The sequence below is a fragment of the Companilactobacillus bobalius genome, from assembly GCF_002179915.1.
Taxonomy (GTDB): Bacteria; Bacillota; Bacilli; order Lactobacillales; family Lactobacillaceae; genus Companilactobacillus; species Companilactobacillus bobalius.
On the sequence record NZ_MYFM01000002.1, the window covers coordinates 237,415 to 256,082 of the forward strand.

Genomic DNA, 18,668 nt, shown 5'->3' on the forward strand with positions numbered 1-18,668 from the left:
TTGATAGACGTTAATAAATTCGATAGTATGCAAATTGGTTTAGCATCTCCTGATAAGATTCGTAGTTGGTCTTATGGAGAAGTTAAGAAACCAGAAACTATTAACTACCGTACTTTAAAACCAGAAAAAGATGGTCTATTCGATGAAAGAATCTTTGGACCAACTAAAGACTGGGAATGTGCCTGTGGTAAGTACAAACGTATCCGTTATAAGGGTATTGTTTGTGACCGCTGTGGTGTTGAAGTTACTCGTTCAAAAGTTCGTCGTGAACGTATGGCTCATATTGAACTAGCAGCTCCTGTATCACATATTTGGTACTTTAAGGGAATCCCATCACGTATGGGACTCGTATTGGACATGAGTCCAAGAAACTTGGAAGAAGTAATCTACTTTGCATCATATGTAGTTATTGATCCTGGTGAAACAGATCTAGAAAAGAAACAATTATTGACTGAAACAGAATATCGTAAGAAGCGTGAAGAATTTGGTAACAAATTCGTCGCTGAAATGGGTGCCGAAGGTATTCGTGATCTTCTAAGACAAGTTGATATGGATTCTGAAGTTAAAGAGTTACGTGAAACATTGAAGTCCGCTCAAGGTCAAAAACGTACACGTGCTATCAGACGTTTGGATATTTTAAGTGCCTTCCAAAAATCAGGTAATAAACCTGAATGGATGGTAATGGAAGCAATTCCTGTTATTCCACCTGATCTTCGTCCTATGGTTCAACTAGAAGGTGGCCGTTTTGCTACTTCTGACTTGAACGATTTGTATCGTCGTGTTATTAACCGTAACAACCGTTTGAAGAGATTGTTAGATCTACATGCTCCTAACATCATTGTTCAAAACGAAAAACGTATGTTGCAAGAAGCTGTTGATGCCTTGATCGATAATGGTCGTCGTGGCCGTCCTGTTACAGGACCTGGTAACCGTCCATTGAAGTCACTATCACATATGCTTAAAGGTAAGCAAGGACGTTTCCGTCAAAACTTACTTGGTAAACGTGTTGATTACTCAGGACGTTCAGTTATCGATGTTGGACCTACATTGAAGTTCTATCAATGTGGATTGCCTCGTGAAATGGCTTTGGAATTGTTCAAACCATTCGTTATGCATGAACTTGTTAAGCGTGAAATTGCTTCTAACGTCAAGAATGCTAGAAGAAAGATTGATCGCCAAGATGATGACATTTGGGATGTACTAGAAGACGTTATCAAAGAACGTCCAGTATTACTTAACCGTGCTCCTACGCTTCATAGACTAGGTATTCAAGCCTTTGAACCTGTATTGGTTGATGGTAAGTCAATTCGTTTGCATCCACTTGCTTGTGAAGCTTACAATGCCGATTTTGATGGTGATCAGATGGCTATCCATGTGCCACTATCAGATGAAGCTCAAGCTGAAGCACGTATGTTAATGCTTGCTGCTCACCATATCCTTGCTCCTAAAGATGGTAAACCTATCGTTACACCTTCACAGGATGTTGTTTTAGGTAACTACTATCTAACAATTGAAACAAGACATATGACTGGTGAAGGTAAGATCTTCAAAGATTCCAACGAAGTTCAAACAGCTTTGCTAAATGGTGATGTTCATTACCATACAAGAATTGGTATTGCTGTTGATTCAATGCCTAATAAGCCATTCAAGGATGATCAAAGAGATAAAGTTATGATTACTAGTGTTGGTAAAGTAATCTTTAACGAAATTCTTCCAGAAGATTTCCCATACTTGAATGAACCAACTGATGACAATTTAAAGAATGGTGTTCCTGACAAATACTTCCTAGGTAAAGGTGAAGATATTCATCAACGTCTTGATGAAATGGATCTAGTAGATCCACTTAAGAGTGGTTATCTATCAGATATCATTGCCCAAATCTTTAAAGTATATCGTGTTCAAAGAACATCATCACTTCTTGATGATATGAAAGAATTAGGTTACACAATTTGTACACTATCTGGTTTAACAGTTGGTGTTACAGATGTTCCTAACTTAACTCAAAAACCTGAAATTGTTGAAAAGGCTCACAAACAAGTTGCTTCAATCTCTAAGCAATTCCGTCGTGGTCTTATCACTGACAACGAACGACATGATCGTGTTATTAGTGTTTGGAACGATACAAAGGATGAAATTCAACAATTGTTGATCGATTCATTTGATCCTACAAACCCTATCTCAATGATGTCTGATTCCGGTGCTCGTGGTAACATCTCAAACTTTACACAACTAGCTGGTATGCGTGGACTTATGGCTGCTCCTAATGGTGGTATGATGGAAATCCCTGTTATTTCTAACTTCCGTGAAGGACTATCTGTCATGGAAATGTTCATGTCAACCCACGGTGCTCGTAAAGGTATGACTGATACAGCCTTGAAGACTGCTAACTCAGGTTACTTAACACGTCGTTTAGTTGATGTTGCTCAAGATGTTATTGTTCGTGAAGAAGATTGTGGTACTGACCGTGGACTTGTTGTAAGTTCAATCATGGAAGGTACAGATATGATCGAACCATTGTATGACAGACTTGTTGGTCGTTATACACAAAAGACAGTTAAAGATCCTAAGACAGGCGAAGTTATCGTACCTCGTGGTGTCATGATGGATGAAACAATGGCTCAAAAGGTCGTTGATGCTGGTGTTACACACGTTACAATTCGTTCAGCATTCACATGTGATACAAAGCATGGTGTATGTAAGAAATGTTACGGTCGTAACCTTGCTACTGGTGAAGAAGTTGAAATTGGTGAAGCAGTTGGTACTGTTGCTGCTCAATCAATCGGTGAACCAGGTACACAATTAACTATGCGTAACTTCCATACCGGTGGTGTTGCTGGTGGTGACGATATTACTCAAGGACTTCCTCGTGTTCAAGAAATTGTTGAAGCTAGAAATCCTAAAGGTCTTGCCGTTATTTCAGAGGTTGATGGTACAATTACAGCCATCGATGAAAATCCAGCAGAACACACCAAGGAAATTACTGTTCAAGGTGATATTGATACTAGAACATATAGTGTTCCTTATACATCAAGTGTTGCGGTTGCCGAAGGTGATCACGTTAAACGTGGTGGTAAGTTAACACAAGGTTCAATTGATCCTAAGGAATTGATCAAAGTTACAAACGTTCTACATACAGAAAACTACTTGCTTGCTGAAGTTCAAAAGGTTTACCGTATGCAGGGTGTTGATATCTCTGATAAGCACTTTGAGGTTATGGTTAGACAAATGCTTAGAAAGATCCGTATTCTTGATCCTGGTGATACAGATGTATTGCCTGGTCAATTGATGGATATTTCACAATTTACTGACCATAACCGTGAAACATTGTTCAATGGTGGTATTCCTGCTACTGGACGTCCAGTACTTCTTGGTATTACTAAGGCTTCTCTTGAAACAAACAGTTTCTTGTCAGCCGCTTCCTTCCAGGAAACAACAAGAGTTCTTACTGATGCTTCAATTCGTGGTAAGAATGATCCACTTCTTGGACTTAAGGAAAATGTTATTATTGGTAAACTTATTCCTGCCGGTACTGGTATGGCTAAGTACAACCATATGGAACCAAAGAAGACTGGCCCTATGGCAGATAACTCTTTGAATGGTGCCTACACAATTTCTGACATCGAAGCTCAAATGAAAGCTGAAGATGCAGCTAAATCAGAAAAATAGTAATAAATGAAAAAGACGGCCGATGAGGTCGTCTTTTTTTGTATAATGATGTTATTGATAGAAAATTTGGGAGGGTATGTATTTTGCAAAAACAAGAATTATCTTATGAAGATAGCAAGTTTACTTTAGATACCTATTGGTTGGACCCCATTTCCGATTTTGATGAACCGGTTGATCAACCATTGGCGATTATTTGTCCAGGTGGTGCATTTAAATTTCAGTCGGACCGCGAAGCACAACCAATTGCCATGAAATTCAATGCAGCGGGAATGCACGCTTTAGTTTTACATTATCAATTGATTGAGGATGGCAAAGCTGTTTATCCTTTGGCCTTGCAAGAGATGGCAACAACATTAAACTGGTTGAAGACACAAAGTGAGAGTCATCATATTGATTTGAACAAAGTTGTATTAGTTGGCTTTTCCGCTGGTGGACATGTAGTAGCTAGCTTTAATTCAATTATGTTAAATCCGGATGAACGTAAGAAGATTTTTACAGATGATTTAGAAGTAGAACCATCTGCTAATATATTAGGATATTCAGTTATTGATATGACACTTGGTTGGCCTAAAGATGAAGAATGGTCAATGAAGATTAGTCCGGATATCTATTACTGGCAAGCACAAGAACATCTAACTAAGCATGGTAAACCAACATTCATTTGGCAAACGGTGACTGATGATACAGTCCCAGTTATGAATTCAATTATTTATGCACAAAAAATGGATCTTCTAGAAATTCCTTATGAAATGCATCTTTTTGGTTCAGGTGGTCACGGATTATCACTTTCAACATATGTGACAAAACATCCAGATGGTGGAGACTACAATGTTTATGATGCTAAATGGTGGGAATTATGTGTGAACTGGATGAAGCTCCAAGAAATTTTGCCTAAGTTCTAATTACAAAGATCAGATAGAATATGCCTGTTGAAACAGTGAGATAGGGGATAAATCTATATGATCTTTTTTTATTGAAAAGAAATTGAATAATACATAATAGGCAGGCAAGTATAGTTATTCTCAGCACATCACTTAGATCAAAGATAAGCGCCAATAATGCCAGAATTTCAATATCGCCTAAACCAATCAAAGAATGATTGTTTAAAAGTAGTAAGGATAGGTAGATAATAACCGCCGTTAGAAGATGGATTGTGGAAAAGTGCCAAATAACTGTTGGCAAAGCCAGTAAGTAGAAGATGGGGTAGATGTAGCCATAAAAGGCATCACTAAAGCTTAGAATAATTAGCATTAAAAATAATGGTAGATAATTTAGTGTGCCAAATTGTACTGTTAATAGAAGAAAGATACCTCCAATGAATTCTTGGAGTGGGTTAAATAAATCAATTTGATTTTTACAGTTAGAGCATTTACCATGAACTATGAAATAACCCGCTATAGGGATGATTTCATACCACTGTAGAATTCTGTGACAGTAATCACATCTTGAACGTCTGGTGCAGCTGATATTTGGATAATCTTGTGCGATTACTTTTAGAAAGGAGATAATGCAAGCTCCTAGAATAAAGACAGTTACTTGTAAAAAAAGTTCCATTTTTAATCACCTCGTTTTAAATTACGGGAAAATTGTGGATAACTTTTGCGGGATTACGTTGACATGGCTTTTTATAGATGGTATTCTAATAGACGTGCTTTTATTGGCAGCAATAATAGTTTGTTTATTTAAATATAAGCTCATAACGTACGCCACTAACGTGGTTTATTATTTTACAAAATTATGAACCACCTGGATGTGTGTACTTAAATTTTTAGGAGGAACTTTGAATGCCTACAATTAATCAATTAGTTCGCAAAGGCCGTAAGTCAACAGTATCTAAATCAGATGCTCCTGCATTGAACTTTGGCTACAATAGTATGAAGAAAGTTGCTACAAAGAACCCAGCCCCACAAAAACGTGGTGTTGCAACTCGTGTCGGAACAATGACACCTAAGAAACCTAACTCAGCTTTACGTAAGTATGCCCGTGTTAGATTATCAAACCTTATTGAAGTAACAGCATATATCCCTGGTATTGGCCACAACCTACAAGAGCATAGTGTTGTCCTTGTCCGTGGTGGACGTGTAAAGGATCTACCTGGTGTTCGTTATCACGTTGTTCGTGGTGCCTTAGATACAGCCGGTGTTGATGGACGTATGCAAAGTCGTTCAAAATATGGTGCTAAGAAGCCTAAGAAATAACAATAAATAATCATTCTTAATGAAATAATGTAATAACGGAGGAATTTTTTATGCGTAAAGGTAGAGCTCCAAAACGTGATGTTTTGCCAGATCCAATGTACAACTCAAAGCTAGTAACTCGTTTGATTAACCACTTGATGTATGATGGTAAAAGAGGTACTGCTTCAACAATTTTATATCGTGCATTCGATATTATTAAGGATAAGACAGGTAACGAACCATTGGACGTGTTTGAAGAAGCAATGAACAATGTTATGCCTGTACTTGAAGTTAAGGCTCGCCGTATCGGTGGTTCTAACTATCAAATTCCTATCGAAGTTCGTCCAGATCGTCGTACAACTCTTGGACTTCGTTGGATCACAAGCTATGCACGTCTACGTGGTGAACACACAATGGACGAACGTCTAGCTAATGAAATTATGGATGCAGCAAACAATACTGGTGCAGCTGTTAAGAAACGTGAAGATACACATAAGATGGCCGATGCTAACCGTGCATTCGCTCACTATCGCTGGTAGGATCTAGTTACATAAACTAGTTAATTTGAGAGGAGAAACAATTATTCATGGCTAATAAACGTGAATTTCCACTAGAAGATACCCGTAACATTGGTATCATGGCCCACATCGATGCCGGTAAAACTACAACTACTGAACGTATCTTGTACTATACTGGTAAGATCCATAAAATTGGTGAAACACATGATGGTGCTTCACAAATGGACTGGATGGCTCAAGAACAAGAACGTGGTATTACTATCACATCAGCTGCTACAACTGCTGAATGGAAGAACAACCGTATCAATATTATTGATACTCCAGGACACGTTGACTTCACAATCGAAGTTGAACGTTCACTCCGTGTTCTAGATGGTGCTATTACAGTTCTTGATGCTCAATCAGGTGTTGAACCACAAACAGAAAATGTTTGGCGTCAAGCCTCAACATACGGTGTTCCAAGAATCGTCTTTGTTAACAAGATGGATAAAATCGGTGCTAACTTTGATTACTCTGTAGAAACATTGCATGAAAGACTAGATGCTAACGCACATGCTATTCAAATGCCTATTGGTGCCGAAGACAAATTCGAAGGTGTTATCGACTTGATCGAAATGAAAGCCGACCTTTATGACGAAGATGAATTAGGTACAAAATGGGATACAGTTGATGTTCCTGAAGAATATCGTGCTGAAGCTGAAAAGAGACGTGCTGAATTAGTTGAATCAGTTGCTGATGTTGATGATGACATCATGGAGAAGTATCTTGAAGGTGAAGAAATCAGTAATGATGAACTTCGCTCAGCTATCCGTAAAGCAACAATCAACTTGAAGTACTTCCCAGTTCTTGCAGGTTCTGCCTTCAAGAATAAGGGTGTTCAAATGTTGATGGATGCCGTTGTTGACTATCTACCATCACCACTTGATGTACGTCCTTACAAGGCTACAAATCCTAAGGATGATTCAGAAGTTGAACTTATGGCTGATGACAGCAAGCCATTTGCTGGTTTAGCATTTAAGATCGCTACTGACCCATTCGTTGGTCGTTTGACATACATTCGTGTATACAGAGGTTCTCTAGAATCTGGTTCTTATGTCTTGAACTCAACAAAAGACAAACGTGAACGTGTTGGTCGTTTGCTACAAATGCATTCTAACCACCGTAAGGAAATCCCAGAAGTATTCTCAGGTGATATCGCTGCTGTTATCGGTTTGAAGAATACTACAACTGGTGATTCTCTAACTGATCCTTCAGATCCATTGATTCTTGAATCATTGGATATTCCAGATCCAGTTATCCAAGTTTCTATCGAACCTAACTCAAAGGAAGATAGAGATAAGATGGATATTGCCATCCAAAAACTATCTGAAGAAGATCCTACATTCCAAGCTGAAACAAATCCTGAAACTGGTGAAACTCTTATCGCCGGAATGGGTGAATTGCACTTGGATATCATGGTTGACCGTATGAAACGTGAATTTAACGTTGCATGTAAGGTTGGTGAACCTCAAGTTGCTTACCGTGAAACATTTACACAACAAACAAGTGCTCAAGGTAAGTTCGTTCGTCAATCTGGTGGTAAAGGTCAATATGGTGATGTTTGGGTTGAATTCACACCTAATGAAGAAGGTAAAGGCTTCGAATTCGAAGATGCTATCGTCGGTGGTGTTGTTCCTCGTGAATACATCCCTTCAGTAGAACAAGGATTGAAAGAAGCTATGGAAAACGGTGTTCTTGCCGGTTATCCATTGATCGATGTTAAGGCTAAGTTGTATGATGGTTCATACCACGAAGTCGATTCATCTGAAGCTGCCTTCAAGATTGCCGCTTCAATGTCTCTACGTAACGCATCTAAGACTGCTGGTGCCGTAATTCTTGAACCTATTATGAAGGTTGAAATTGTTACACCAGAATCATACTTAGGTGATGTTATGGGACAAGTTACTGCTCGTCGTGGACGTGTTGAAGGAATGGAAGCACGTGGTAATGCACAACTTATCAATGCCTTTGTTCCACTTGCAGAAATGTTTGGTTACGCTACAACACTTCGTTCAGCAACACAAGGTCGTGGTACATTTACAATGACAATGGATCACTACGAAAAGGTTCCTAAGTCTATTCAAGCTGATATTATCAAGAAGAATGGCGGAAACCCTGACGCTGACTAATAATTAGTGAATAAAACTAAAAAGCACAATAACATTTGTTATTGTGCTTTTTTTTGTGCATTAATTAAAATCTGAAACTTTGAGTTCGATCTCGACGATAAACTGAAATTAGTAAACTTACGGCGATGAATGCAAAAATAATTGTTTCTACAATAGTGAATAGAGCATCAACGCTAGTAACTTTACCAGACATCATTTCACCTGATGTAGTAAAAGCAAGAGTGTCTAATAATGTATGAAAGATAACCGGAAGATAGAAGAGGTTAGTGTATAGGTAAATACCACACATTAGTAATCCCATACCAGAGGCAAAGATGACTTGATCAATCGTATTGGCTAAACTTTGACCAGCAGAGACATTACTTAAATGAATGATCCCAAAACATAGACTGCTTAGGATAGCTGCATAAAATATTTTAAAACGGAAATTTTTAAAAGCAGCCAATAGTACGCTTAGAAAAACGTAACGGAATAAAAGCTCTTCAGCAATTCCTGCCTCTAATCCACTTAAAAGATAACGGATGTTAAAATTAGCACCTTTGAAGTTAAACGTATAAAGTGAACTGACCAAACTTTTACCACCACCAAATGCATTCCACATCGTAAACCAGACACATAATAATAGTAGAAAGATTAACACTTTCCAATTGGTACGACGGTCTAATCGCATGTGGGGGTAAGAATAACCCCACTTCCGCATCATTATCAAAACCATTATTAGAAAAACAAGTGTTCCAAGAAATCTGGAGTCAGTTACGATACTAATAAAAGGATTGAAACCAAGAATAGTTCCATAAGTGACAATGCTAACAGTTCCCATGGCAATTACAGCGAAAGCAAAAGTCGCTAGTAATAACTGTAATATCTTGTTCCTAAATGGAGTGAAGAAAATAACCGTATAAGGAATGTACATTGCCAGTATGGAAACCAGCAATAAACCAATCGAGCTAGGTAAGTTCCAATCATAATAGCGAGTACTGAAACTTATTAAGTAGAAGTATGATTCTGCAATTATGAATGCTTGAAAAAAGAGCTGAAAGACAAAATTAAATCGTTCTGAAAAATTAGTCGGGAGCAATTTAACCTTTAACGCTAAAAGATTTAAAAAAATCGGAATGAATAGATAAAGATTCTGAGTCAAGGCACTGTAGGTGAATATGATAATCGTATTCAGAATAACCTGACCACGGAATAAATATAGATAAAGTTTGTCTTTATTATTTTGTTGAAACCTGTTATTATATCTAAATTCGTAATCGTCCAATATACACCTCCACTTTTATTAGAGTATAGATTAAATTGACTTTTTTAGAAAGCTACTTTAATTTGAAAAAATCCTTGATTTAACTTGAAAATGTGGAGTTCATCGTGTAGTATTATAAGAGTGCTTATTTCGCGGAGAAGTATGTACTTAAATAGATATTATAAATAATATCGACGGTTTAGAAGTGAGAGGTTGCGACACACCCGGCCGCTTTGCCACGGCAGGGCTGGCGGATATTTTCACGGAGCCGGTCATCTTGAAAGAGACAAAAAGGAGGTAACCCCATGGCAAGTCAAAAAATTCGCATTCGCTTAAAGGCTTACGAACATCGTATTCTAGATCAATCAGCTGACAAGATTGTGGAAACTGCAAAAAGAACTGGTGCAACAATTTCAGGACCAATTCCTTTGCCAACAGAGCGTTCACTATATACAGTGTTAGCTTCACCACATAAGCATAAGGATTCTAGAGAGCAATTCGAAATGCGTACACATAAAAGACTTATCGACGTTGTTAACCCAACAAAGAAGACGGTTGATTCACTTATGAAGTTGGATCTACCATCTGGTGTTGACATTGAAATCAAATTATAATTATTAAAAATAAATTATTGGAGGTGCAAACATGGCCAGAAAAGGAATTCTTGGTAAAAAAGTCGGAATGACTCAAATTTTTACTGACAACGGTGAATTAGTTCCCGTTACAGTTGTTGAAGCAACACCTAACGTTGTTATGCAACTTAAAACAGTTGAAAATGATGGTTATGAGGCCGTTCAACTAGGCTTGGGAGATATGCGTGAAGTATTATCAAACAAACCTGCCAAGGGTCATGCAGAAAAGGCAAATACAACTCCTAAACGTTACATTCGCGAATTCCGCGATGTTGAAATGGGAGACTACGAATTAGGTGCAGAAGTTACAGTAGAAGCATTTAATTCTGGTGATGTTGTCGACGTTACAGGAACAACAAAGGGACATGGAATGCAAGGTAATATCAAGAGATTCGGTCAAGCTAGAGGACCTGAAACTCACGGTTCTAGATATCACCGTATTCCTGGTTCAATGGGTGCTATCATTAACCGTGTATTCAAGGGTAAGATGCTTCCAGGACGTATGGGTAACAACCGTGTTACTACACAAAACCTAGAAATCGTCAAAGTTGATACTGAACATAATGCAATTATGATCAAGGGTAATGTACCCGGTGCAAACAAGTCATTAGTTAAAATCCAAACAGCTGTTAAAGCTAATCAAAAATAGGAAGGAGGAAAATGAGTTATGACAAAAATCACAGCTTACAAAGATAACGGTGCTGAAAACGGTAGTGTTGATGTAAAGGATGAAGTTTTTGGTGTTGAACCAAACAACAACGTCGTTACAGATGCAGTTATCATGCAACGTGCATCAATGAGACAAGGTACTCATGATGTTAAGAACCGTTCTGAGGTTCGTGGTGGTGGTAGAAAACCATGGCGTCAAAAAGGTACTGGACGTGCTCGTCAAGGTTCAATTAGATCACCTCAATGGGTAGGTGGTGGTGTCGTATTCGGCCCAACACCAAGATCTTATGCATATCACCTTCCTAAGAAGGTTAGCCGTTTGGCATTGAAGTCTGTTCTTTCACAAAAGGCTGCTGACAGTAACCTAATCGTTATTGACTCAATTTCATACGACAAACCAAGTACAAAAGCTTTCGCACAATTACTAAACAAAGTAGGTGCTGACAATAAAGCTCTTGTAGTTGTTGAAGATGGTAACGACAACGTTGCTTTATCAGCTAGAAACATTGATAAAGTTAAAGTTGTTGCACCAGAAGGTGTTAACGTTCTTGACGTTATTAACGCTAATAAGTTAGTTGTTACACAAGCAGCACTTTCTAAAATTGAGGAGGTGCTTGGATAATGAGCGCAAGAGACGTAATTATTCGCCCTATTATCACTGAAAGCTCAATGGATGCAATGAGCGACAAGAAATATACTTTCGAAGTTGCTTTGGATGCTAACAAGGTTCTTGTTAGACAAGCCGTTGAAGAAATTTTCGGTGTAAAGGTTAAACAAGTAAACATCATGAATGTTTCTGGTAAGAAGAAGCGCCAAGGTCGTTATGTTGGTTTTACTAACAAACGTCGTAAGGCAATTGTTACACTTACTGCTGATTCTGATGAAATTAAGATTTTTGAAGACGAGAAATAAATAAGGAGGTCAAATAATGGCGATTATCAAGTATAAACCAACCACAAACGGTCGTCGTAATATGACAGGTTCTGACTTTTCTGAGATTACTAAAACTACTCCTGAAAAGACACTTCTAGAATCACAAAGCCATACTGCTGGTCGTAACTCATACGGTCATATTACAGTTCGTCACCGTGGTGGTGGACACAAACAAAAATACCGTGTTATTGATTTCAAACGTATCAAAGACGGTGTTAAAGCTACAGTTAAATCTATTGAATACGATCCAAATCGTACAGCTAATATTGCACTAATTCACTATTCAGATGGTGTTAAGTCATATATTTTAGCTCCTAAGGGCCTTGAAGTAGGGCAAATTGTTGAATCTGGTAAAGATGCTGATATCAAACCAGGTAATGCACTTGCACTTGCAGATATTCCTGTTGGTACAGTTATTCACAACGTTGAATTAAAGCCTGGTAAGGGTGGTCAACTAGGCCGTTCTGCTGGTACTTCAGTTCAATTATTAGGTAGAGATGGTAAATATTCACTATTACGTTTACCTTCTGGTGAAGTTCGTATGATTCTTTCAACTTGCCGTGCTACTGTTGGTTCAATTGGTAATGAACAACATGAACTTATTAAGATTGGTAAAGCTGGACGTAAGCGCTGGTTAGGTATGAGACCTACAGTTCGTGGTTCAGTTATGAACCCTAACGATCACCCACATGGTGGTGGTGAAGGTAAAGCTCCTATCGGTCATCCATCACCAATGTCACCATGGGGTAAGAAGACCTTGGGTAAGAAGACTCGTTCATCACATGCCAAATCTGAAAGACTTATCATTCGTCATAGAAAAGGTAAGTAAACTATTCATTAGAATAATATAAGGAGGACATAAGATGAGTCGTAGTTTAAAAAAAGGACCATTCGCTGATGCACACCTTCTAAAGAAGATCGATGCACAAGCAGATTCTGACAAGAAGTCAGTTATCAAGACATGGTCAAGACGTTCAACAATTTTTCCTAGTTTCGTAGGATACACAATCGCAGTTCATGATGGACGTAAGCATGTTCCAGTTTATATTCAAGAAGATATGGTTGGACATAAGTTAGGCGAATTCGTACCTACACGTACTTTCCATGGTCATGGTACTGATGACAAAAAGACAGCACCAGCTAAGAAATAAGAAGGGAGACTTAAATGATGGCAGAACAAGAAATTACATCTGCAACAGCTAGAGTTACTAACGTGCGTATTGCACCTCGTAAGGCTCGCCTTGTTATTGATCTAATCAGAGGCAAAAATGCTGCTGAGGCACTTGCAATTTTGCAATTCACACCAAGAGCAGGCTCTCCAATTATTGCTAAAGCTCTTAAGTCAGCAATTGCAAACGCAGAACATAACTTTGATTTAGATGCACAAAACCTATTCGTCAGTGAAGCTTTCGTTGACGAAGGACCAACTCTAAAACGTTTCCGTCCTAGAGCTAAAGGTTCAGCATCACCAATTAACAAGAGAACAAGTCACATTACAGTTGTAGTAAGTGAAAAAGAATAGTATTGGAGGTAACTTGAGTGGGTCAAAAGATTAATCCAGTCGGATTCCGTGTCGGTGTTATCCGTGACTGGGATGCCAAATGGTATGCAAACAATAAAGACTTTTCAACATTTTTACATGAAGACCTTAGAATTCGTAAGTATATTGAAGACAAACTTTCAAATGCTTCCGTTTCAAGAATCGAAATCGAACGTACTGCAAAGAACGTTACAGTTTCAATTCATACCGCTAAACCTGGTATGGTTATCGGTAAGGGTGGTTCTGAAGTTGAAAAATTACGTAATGAACTAAATAATTTAACTAAGAGAAACATTCACATCAACATCATCGAAATCAAGAAACCTGATTTGGATGCAAAACTTGTTGGTGAAAGTATCGCTCGTCAACTTGAAGCTCGTATTGCTTTCAGACGTGCACAACGTCAAGCAGTTCAACGTTCAAGACGTGCCGGTGCTAAAGGTATCAAGGTACAAATTTCTGGTCGTTTAAACGGTGCCGATATGGCTCGTCGTGAATGGCATACAGAAGGAACTGTTCCTTTGCACACATTGCGTGCTGATATCGATTATGCTTGGGTTGAAGCTAAGACAACTTATGGTAATTTAGGTGTTAAAACTTGGATTTATCGTGGTGAAATTCTTCCAGCTAAGCCACAACATAATGATCAAAAAACTGAAGGGAAAGGAGAATAATCTATGCTAGTACCAAAACGTGTAAAACACCGTCGTGAATTCCGTGGAAAGATGCGCGGAGAAGCTAAAGGTGGTAAAGAAGTTACATTTGGTGAATATGGTTTGAAAGCATTACAATCAAGCTGGATCACTAATAGACAGATCGAAGCAGCTCGTGTTGCTATGACTCGTTACATGAAGCGTGGTGGTAAGGTTTGGATTAAAATCTTCCCTCACAAATCATACACAGCTAAAGGTGTCGGAGTTCGTATGGGTTCTGGTAAAGGTGCACCTGCAGGTTGGGTAGCTCCAGTTAAACGTGAAAAGGTTCTCTTCGAAATCGGTGGAGTATCTGAAGAAGTTGCTCGTGAAGCTCTTAGACTTGCATCAAACAAACTACCCGTTAGAACTAAGTTTGTAAAACGTGAGGAAGTAGGTGGCGCTGATGAAGGCTAGTGAAATCAAAGAGCTTACTGCTGCTCAATTACAAGATAAAGTTAAAGAATACAAAGAAGAACTATTCAACTTGCGTTTCCAACAAGCTACTGGTCAATTGGAAAACACAGCCCGTCTTAAGGCCGTAAGAAAGAACATCGCAAGATTAAGAACAGCTCAAAATCAAAAGAATAACGAAAAATAATAAACAGGAAGGGGATATCAAGTTGAGCGAAACACAAACTCGTAACCATCGTAAAGTATATCAAGGACGCGTCGTTTCAGATAAAATGGATAAGACAATCGTTGTTGTTGTTGAAACTTACAAAACACACCCTGTCTACGGCAAGCGTGTTAGATATTCTAAGAAATATTACGTTCAAGACGATAACAACGAAGCTAAAGTTAACGATATTGTACGTATCATGGAAACTCGACCTTTGTCAAAGACAAAGCGCTTCCGTTTATTAGAAATCGTCGAAAAAGCAGTCAAAATCTAGACCATAACTGATGAGAGGAGGGCCAAAACGTGATTCAACAAGAGAGTCGTTTAAAAGTTGCAGATAATTCTGGAGCCCGTGAAATTCTAACTATTAAAGTTCTTGGTGGTTCAAACCGTAAGACAGCTAATATTGGTGATATTATTGTTGCTACTGTCAAACAAGCAACACCAGGTGGCGTTGTTAAAAAGGGTGACGTTGTTAAAGCTGTTATCGTAAGAACTGTATCAGGTGCTCACCGTACAGATGGTTCTTACATCAGATTTGATGAAAATGCCGCAGTTATTATTAATGCTGATAAAACACCTAGAGGAACACGTATCTTCGGACCCGTTGCTCGTGAACTACGTGATAACGATTTTATGAAGATCGTATCTCTAGCACCAGAAGTGCTATAAAAAGAACAATTAAATTCAGGAGGTGCTGAATAGTGTTTGTAAAAACTGGAGACAATGTCAAAGTTATTGCTGGTGATGCTAAAGGCAAGACAGGTGTAGTTAAAAAGGCTATCCCTTCTGCTAACAAAGTAATCATCGAAGGCGTTAACGTTGTCAAGAAACACTCTAAGCCAAGCAACGCTCAACCCCAAGGTGGAATTGTTGACGTTGAAAGACCTATTAGCGCAACTAACGTTAAAGTTGTAAGTAAAACAACTGATAAAGAAGATAAATAAGAAAGGAGAAAACTAAATGGTTAACGCTTTAAAAGAAAAGTATGTTAATGACATCACACCATCAATGATGAAGAAGTTCAACTACTCATCAATCATGGAAGCACCAAAATTAGACAAGATCGTTCTAAACATGGGTGTTGGTGATGCTATTGCTAACTCAAAGAACCTAGACGAAGCCGTTGAAGAACTTGGCCTAATTGCTGGTCAAAAGCCATTAATCACAAAGGCTAAGAAATCAATCGCTGGTTTCAGACTTCGTGAAGGTATGTCAATCGGTGCTAAGGTTACACTTCGTGGTGACCGTATGTATGACTTCCTTGACAAACTAATCAACATTGCTTTGCCACGTGTTCGTGATTTCCGTGGTGTAAGTACTCGTTCATTTGATGGTCGTGGTAATTACACACTAGGTATTAAAGAACAATTGGTTTTCCCAGAAATTGACTACGATAAGGTTAATAAAATTCGTGGATTGGACATCGTTATTGTTACAACAGCAAATACTGATGAAGAATCACGTGAACTATTAACACAAATCGGTATGCCATTCACAAAATAATTTAGGAGGTAAATTCATTGGCTAAGAAATCTCAAATCGTACGTAATCATAGACCCGCAAAGTTCTCTTCTCAAGCTTATACACGTTGCGAACGCTGTGGTCGTCCACATTCTGTATATCGTAAGTTCAAGCTTTGCCGACTTTGCCTTCGTCAATTGGCTCATGAAGGTCAAATCCCTGGTATGAAAAAAGCTAGCTGGTAAGATTTTAATTAATAAAGGAGGTAAATTAAATGGTCATGACAGATCCTATTGCGGATTACCTAACACGTATTCGTAACGCTAATATGGTTAAACATGAATCTCTAGAAATTCCTGCTTCAAACATCAAGAAGAGCATGACAGAGATTCTTAAAAAAGAAGGATTTATCAAGGATTACGAAGTTGTTGAAGACAACAAGCAAAATGTACTTCGTATTTTCTTAAAGTATGGTAAAGATCAACAACGCGTAATTTCAGGCTTGAAACGTATTTCAAGACCAGGTCTACGTAGTTATGTTGATTCAGATAACGTACCTAAGGTTCTTAACGGTCTAGGTATCGCTATTCTTTCAACTTCAAAAGGTGTTATTACTGACAAAGAAGCTCGCGCACAACACGTGGGTGGAGAAGTAATCGCTTATATCTGGTAATAATCTTAAAAAGTAAGGAGGTGCACTAATTTGAGTCGTATCGGTTATAAAGTAATTGAAATTCCCGCAGGAGTAACAGTTACTCAAAAAGATGAAAACATCACAGTTAAAGGCCCTAAGGGTGAATTAACAAGAGCATTCAATTCAAAAATCAAGTTGACTATTGAAGGTAACGAAGCTAAGTTCACACGTGAAAGCGAAAATGACAAAGCTCTTCATGGAACAATGCGTTCAAACCTTAACAACATGATTATTGGTGTTACAGAAGGCTATGAAAAGAAACTTGAACTAAGAGGTGTTGGTTACCGTGCACAAGTTAAAGGTGACACACTAACACTTACAGTTGGATATTCACATCCAGTTGTTATGGATGCACCAAAAGGTATCAAGTTGGAATCACCTTCTAACACAGAAATCAACGTTTTAGGTATTTCAAAGCAAAAGGTTGGTCAATTTGCTGCTGAAATCCGCGATGTACGTTCTCCAGAACCTTATAAAGGTAAAGGTATTCGTTATGTTGGCGAATATGTACGTCGTAAAGAAGGTAAAACTGGTAAATAGTAAATAAATCTATGAGGTGAAAATTGTGATTACAAAACCAGACAAAAACAAAGCACGTCAAAAGCGTCAAAAACGTATCCGTGCAAAAATCTCTGGTACTGCTGAGCGCCCACGCTTAAACGTATTCCGTTCGAATAAAAACATTTACGCTCAAATTATTGATGACGTAAAGGGTGTAACGCTAGCAAGTGCCTCAACTCTTGATAAAGACATTAAAGACGGTTCAAAAGTTGAACAAGCTGAAGCTGTTGGTGCTTTAGTAGCACAAAGAGCTCAAGAAGCTAAAATTAGCAACGTAATCTTTGATCGTGGTGGTTACTTATATCACGGACGTGTTCAAAGTCTTGCTGAAGCAGCTCGTGAAAATGGACTAAAATTCTAGAAGGAGGAAACCAAATTTATGACATATATCGATCCATCTCAATTAGAATTAGAAGATCGCGTTGTCTCAATCAACCGTGTTACTAAGGTTGTTAAAGGTGGACGCCGTCTACGTTTCGCTGCTATCGTAATCGTTGGTGACAAAAATGGTCACGTAGGTTTCGGTACTGGTAAAGCTCAAGAAGTTCCAGAAGCTATTCGTAAAGCTGTTGAAGATGCTAAAAAGAACCTTATCAACGTTCCTATGGTTGGTTCAACAATTCCTCATGAAGTAATCGGTACTTTCGGTGCTGGTAAGATCATGTTGAAGCCTGCTGAAGAAGGTTCAGGTATTGCTGCTGGTGGTGCTGTTCGTGCCGTTATCGAATTAGCCGGTGTTGGTGATGTTACAAGTAAATCACTTGGTAGAAATACACCAATTAACGTAATTCGTGCAACAATCGAAGGATTAAAACAACTTAAAACTGCTGAAAGCGTTGCTGACATGCGCGGCATCTCAGCCCAAGAATTGCTTAACTAGAAGAAAGGTGCGTAATAATGGCTAAACTTAAAATTACTCTAATTAGAAGTGCAGCTCACCGCCTTCCTGCTCAACGTAAGATTGTTAAGGAACTAGGACTCGCAAGAGTTTCAAGTTCTGTTGTTAAGCCGGATGATCCTGCTATTCGTGGTGCTGTATTAAAAATCGCTCATTTAGTTAGCGTTGAAGAAGTTAAAGATTAATAAAAT

27 protein-coding genes are annotated in these 18,668 nt (G+C 38.4%); 25 read left to right on the top strand and 2 right to left on the bottom strand.

Going from position 1 to position 18,668, the window contains the following annotated elements:
• Window positions 1-3,666, top strand: a complete 3,666-nt coding sequence (gene rpoC, locus LKACC16343_RS04155; RefSeq protein WP_056954412.1) for a DNA-directed RNA polymerase subunit beta' — start codon at window positions 1-3, stop codon at window positions 3,664-3,666.
• 83 nt (window positions 3,667-3,749) lie between these two features.
• Window positions 3,750-4,568, top strand: coding sequence for an alpha/beta hydrolase (locus LKACC16343_RS04160; protein WP_056954413.1), 819 nt, complete (start codon window positions 3,750-3,752; stop codon window positions 4,566-4,568).
• On the opposite strand, the gene LKACC16343_RS04165 is transcribed toward LKACC16343_RS04160, so the two are convergent.
• On the bottom strand, window positions 4,558-5,220 hold the full coding sequence (locus LKACC16343_RS04165) for a prepilin peptidase (protein WP_056954414.1): 663 nt from the start codon (window positions 5,218-5,220) through the stop codon (window positions 4,558-4,560). The genes LKACC16343_RS04160 and LKACC16343_RS04165 overlap by 11 nt on opposite strands.
• 230 nt (window positions 5,221-5,450) lie before the next feature.
• On the opposite strand from LKACC16343_RS04165, the gene rpsL reads away from it, so the two are divergent.
• From rpsL to fusA, 3 genes are read left to right on the top strand one after another with little or no spacing between them, the layout of a single operon-like run.
• Window positions 5,451-5,864: a 30S ribosomal protein S12 gene (gene rpsL, locus LKACC16343_RS04170; RefSeq protein WP_025084405.1), complete on the top strand. Its 414-nt coding sequence runs from the start codon at window positions 5,451-5,453 to the stop codon at window positions 5,862-5,864.
• A 50-nt stretch (window positions 5,865-5,914) separates the two neighbouring features.
• The gene (rpsG, locus tag LKACC16343_RS04175; RefSeq protein WP_010018510.1) at window positions 5,915-6,382 is read left to right on the top strand and encodes a 30S ribosomal protein S7; all 468 of its coding nucleotides are present in this window, start codon (window positions 5,915-5,917) and stop codon (window positions 6,380-6,382) included.
• A 47-nt stretch (window positions 6,383-6,429) separates the two neighbouring features.
• Window positions 6,430-8,529 carry an elongation factor G gene (fusA, locus tag LKACC16343_RS04180; protein ID WP_056954416.1) on the top strand — a complete coding sequence of 700 codons (2,100 nt, stop codon included), beginning with the start codon at window positions 6,430-6,432 and terminating at the stop codon, window positions 8,527-8,529.
• Between the two features lie 64 nt (window positions 8,530-8,593).
• On the opposite strand, the gene LKACC16343_RS04185 is transcribed toward fusA, so the two are convergent.
• Window positions 8,594-9,793 carry a CPBP family intramembrane glutamic endopeptidase gene (locus tag LKACC16343_RS04185; protein ID WP_056954417.1) on the bottom strand — a complete coding sequence of 400 codons (1,200 nt, stop codon included), beginning with the start codon at window positions 9,791-9,793 and terminating at the stop codon, window positions 8,594-8,596.
• A 284-nt stretch (window positions 9,794-10,077) separates the two neighbouring features.
• Here LKACC16343_RS04185 and rpsJ point away from each other — a divergent pair, with 284 nt between their 5' ends.
• The 20 genes from rpsJ to rpmD are packed head-to-tail and all read left to right on the top strand — an operon-like array spanning window position 10,078 to window position 18,662.
• On the top strand, window positions 10,078-10,386 hold the full coding sequence (gene rpsJ, locus LKACC16343_RS04190; RefSeq protein WP_025084408.1) for a 30S ribosomal protein S10: 309 nt from the start codon (window positions 10,078-10,080) through the stop codon (window positions 10,384-10,386).
• A 31-nt stretch (window positions 10,387-10,417) separates the two neighbouring features.
• A complete protein-coding gene (gene rplC, locus LKACC16343_RS04195) occupies window positions 10,418-11,053 on the top strand; it encodes a 50S ribosomal protein L3 (RefSeq protein WP_056954418.1) in 636 nt (211 codons plus the stop codon).
• An 18-nt stretch (window positions 11,054-11,071) separates the two neighbouring features.
• A complete protein-coding gene (rplD, locus tag LKACC16343_RS04200) occupies window positions 11,072-11,695 on the top strand; it encodes a 50S ribosomal protein L4 (RefSeq protein WP_025084410.1) in 624 nt (207 codons plus the stop codon).
• Window positions 11,695-11,985 (top strand): 50S ribosomal protein L23, encoded by a 291-nt coding sequence (gene rplW / locus LKACC16343_RS04205; protein ID WP_025084411.1) that lies wholly within the window; start codon window positions 11,695-11,697, stop codon window positions 11,983-11,985. The genes rplD and rplW overlap by 1 nt, the downstream gene beginning before the upstream one ends.
• A 16-nt stretch (window positions 11,986-12,001) precedes the next feature.
• Window positions 12,002-12,835 (top strand): 50S ribosomal protein L2, encoded by an 834-nt coding sequence (gene rplB, locus LKACC16343_RS04210; protein WP_056954419.1) that lies wholly within the window; start codon window positions 12,002-12,004, stop codon window positions 12,833-12,835.
• A gap of 34 nt (window positions 12,836-12,869) precedes the next feature.
• Complete coding sequence (gene rpsS / locus LKACC16343_RS04215; RefSeq protein WP_025084413.1) at window positions 12,870-13,157, top strand: 30S ribosomal protein S19; 288 nt, start codon at window positions 12,870-12,872, stop codon at window positions 13,155-13,157.
• Window positions 13,158-13,174: 17 nt separating this feature from the next.
• Entirely contained in the window at window positions 13,175-13,528 is a 354-nt protein-coding gene (gene rplV / locus LKACC16343_RS04220) for a 50S ribosomal protein L22 (RefSeq protein ID WP_010018520.1), read from the top strand.
• Between the two features lie 17 nt (window positions 13,529-13,545).
• The gene (gene rpsC / locus LKACC16343_RS04225; RefSeq protein ID WP_056954420.1) at window positions 13,546-14,220 is read left to right on the top strand and encodes a 30S ribosomal protein S3; all 675 of its coding nucleotides are present in this window, start codon (window positions 13,546-13,548) and stop codon (window positions 14,218-14,220) included.
• 3 nt (window positions 14,221-14,223) lie between these two features.
• A complete protein-coding gene (gene rplP / locus LKACC16343_RS04230) occupies window positions 14,224-14,655 on the top strand; it encodes a 50S ribosomal protein L16 (RefSeq protein WP_025084415.1) in 432 nt (143 codons plus the stop codon).
• Window positions 14,645-14,839 (top strand): 50S ribosomal protein L29, encoded by a 195-nt coding sequence (rpmC, locus tag LKACC16343_RS04235; RefSeq protein ID WP_010018524.1) that lies wholly within the window; start codon window positions 14,645-14,647, stop codon window positions 14,837-14,839. The genes rplP and rpmC overlap by 11 nt, the downstream gene beginning before the upstream one ends.
• Window positions 14,840-14,861: 22 nt before the next feature.
• Window positions 14,862-15,134, top strand: a complete 273-nt coding sequence (rpsQ, locus tag LKACC16343_RS04240) for a 30S ribosomal protein S17 (protein WP_025084416.1) — start codon at window positions 14,862-14,864, stop codon at window positions 15,132-15,134.
• Between the two features lie 29 nt (window positions 15,135-15,163).
• Complete coding sequence (gene rplN, locus LKACC16343_RS04245; RefSeq protein ID WP_025084417.1) at window positions 15,164-15,532, top strand: 50S ribosomal protein L14; 369 nt, start codon at window positions 15,164-15,166, stop codon at window positions 15,530-15,532.
• A 32-nt stretch (window positions 15,533-15,564) separates the two neighbouring features.
• Entirely contained in the window at window positions 15,565-15,807 is a 243-nt protein-coding gene (gene rplX / locus LKACC16343_RS04250) for a 50S ribosomal protein L24 (RefSeq protein WP_056954421.1), read from the top strand.
• A gap of 16 nt (window positions 15,808-15,823) precedes the next feature.
• The gene (rplE, locus tag LKACC16343_RS04255) at window positions 15,824-16,366 is read left to right on the top strand and encodes a 50S ribosomal protein L5 (RefSeq protein WP_025084419.1); all 543 of its coding nucleotides are present in this window, start codon (window positions 15,824-15,826) and stop codon (window positions 16,364-16,366) included.
• A gap of 17 nt (window positions 16,367-16,383) precedes the next feature.
• The gene (locus LKACC16343_RS04260) at window positions 16,384-16,569 is read left to right on the top strand and encodes a type Z 30S ribosomal protein S14 (protein WP_010018530.1); all 186 of its coding nucleotides are present in this window, start codon (window positions 16,384-16,386) and stop codon (window positions 16,567-16,569) included.
• Between the two features lie 29 nt (window positions 16,570-16,598).
• Window positions 16,599-16,997: a 30S ribosomal protein S8 gene (gene rpsH / locus LKACC16343_RS04265; RefSeq protein WP_054642448.1), complete on the top strand. Its 399-nt coding sequence runs from the start codon at window positions 16,599-16,601 to the stop codon at window positions 16,995-16,997.
• Between the two features lie 30 nt (window positions 16,998-17,027).
• Window positions 17,028-17,558 carry a 50S ribosomal protein L6 gene (gene rplF / locus LKACC16343_RS04270; protein WP_056954422.1) on the top strand — a complete coding sequence of 177 codons (531 nt, stop codon included), beginning with the start codon at window positions 17,028-17,030 and terminating at the stop codon, window positions 17,556-17,558.
• Between the two features lie 16 nt (window positions 17,559-17,574).
• Window positions 17,575-17,940, top strand: coding sequence for a 50S ribosomal protein L18 (gene rplR / locus LKACC16343_RS04275; protein WP_034543770.1), 366 nt, complete (start codon window positions 17,575-17,577; stop codon window positions 17,938-17,940).
• A gap of 18 nt (window positions 17,941-17,958) precedes the next feature.
• Entirely contained in the window at window positions 17,959-18,459 is a 501-nt protein-coding gene (gene rpsE / locus LKACC16343_RS04280; protein ID WP_054642450.1) for a 30S ribosomal protein S5, read from the top strand.
• A 17-nt stretch (window positions 18,460-18,476) separates the two neighbouring features.
• Entirely contained in the window at window positions 18,477-18,662 is a 186-nt protein-coding gene (gene rpmD, locus LKACC16343_RS04285; protein ID WP_025084423.1) for a 50S ribosomal protein L30, read from the top strand.
• Window positions 18,663-18,668 lie beyond the last annotated feature (6 nt).

Coding starts and splice junctions, on each gene's coding strand:
- rpmC (WP_010018524.1), top strand. CDS start 14,645: ATGAAGGCTAGTGAAATCAAAGAGCTTACTGCTGCTCAATTACAAGAT.
- rplE (WP_025084419.1), top strand. CDS start 15,824: ATGGTTAACGCTTTAAAAGAAAAGTATGTTAATGACATCACACCATCA.
- rpsG (WP_010018510.1), top strand. CDS start 5,915: ATGCGTAAAGGTAGAGCTCCAAAACGTGATGTTTTGCCAGATCCAATG.
- rplP (WP_025084415.1), top strand. CDS start 14,224: ATGCTAGTACCAAAACGTGTAAAACACCGTCGTGAATTCCGTGGAAAG.
- rpsL (WP_025084405.1), top strand. CDS start 5,451: ATGCCTACAATTAATCAATTAGTTCGCAAAGGCCGTAAGTCAACAGTA.
- rpsJ (WP_025084408.1), top strand. CDS start 10,078: ATGGCAAGTCAAAAAATTCGCATTCGCTTAAAGGCTTACGAACATCGT.
- rplV (WP_010018520.1), top strand. CDS start 13,175: ATGGCAGAACAAGAAATTACATCTGCAACAGCTAGAGTTACTAACGTG.
- rpsS (WP_025084413.1), top strand. CDS start 12,870: ATGAGTCGTAGTTTAAAAAAAGGACCATTCGCTGATGCACACCTTCTA.
- rpsH (WP_054642448.1), top strand. CDS start 16,599: ATGGTCATGACAGATCCTATTGCGGATTACCTAACACGTATTCGTAAC.
- fusA (WP_056954416.1), top strand. CDS start 6,430: ATGGCTAATAAACGTGAATTTCCACTAGAAGATACCCGTAACATTGGT.
- rplW (WP_025084411.1), top strand. CDS start 11,695: ATGAGCGCAAGAGACGTAATTATTCGCCCTATTATCACTGAAAGCTCA.
- rplC (WP_056954418.1), top strand. CDS start 10,418: ATGGCCAGAAAAGGAATTCTTGGTAAAAAAGTCGGAATGACTCAAATT.
- rplB (WP_056954419.1), top strand. CDS start 12,002: ATGGCGATTATCAAGTATAAACCAACCACAAACGGTCGTCGTAATATG.
- rpsE (WP_054642450.1), top strand. CDS start 17,959: ATGACATATATCGATCCATCTCAATTAGAATTAGAAGATCGCGTTGTC.
- rpmD (WP_025084423.1), top strand. CDS start 18,477: ATGGCTAAACTTAAAATTACTCTAATTAGAAGTGCAGCTCACCGCCTT.
- rplD (WP_025084410.1), top strand. CDS start 11,072: ATGACAAAAATCACAGCTTACAAAGATAACGGTGCTGAAAACGGTAGT.
- LKACC16343_RS04165 (WP_056954414.1), bottom strand. CDS start 5,220: ATGGAACTTTTTTTACAAGTAACTGTCTTTATTCTAGGAGCTTGCATT.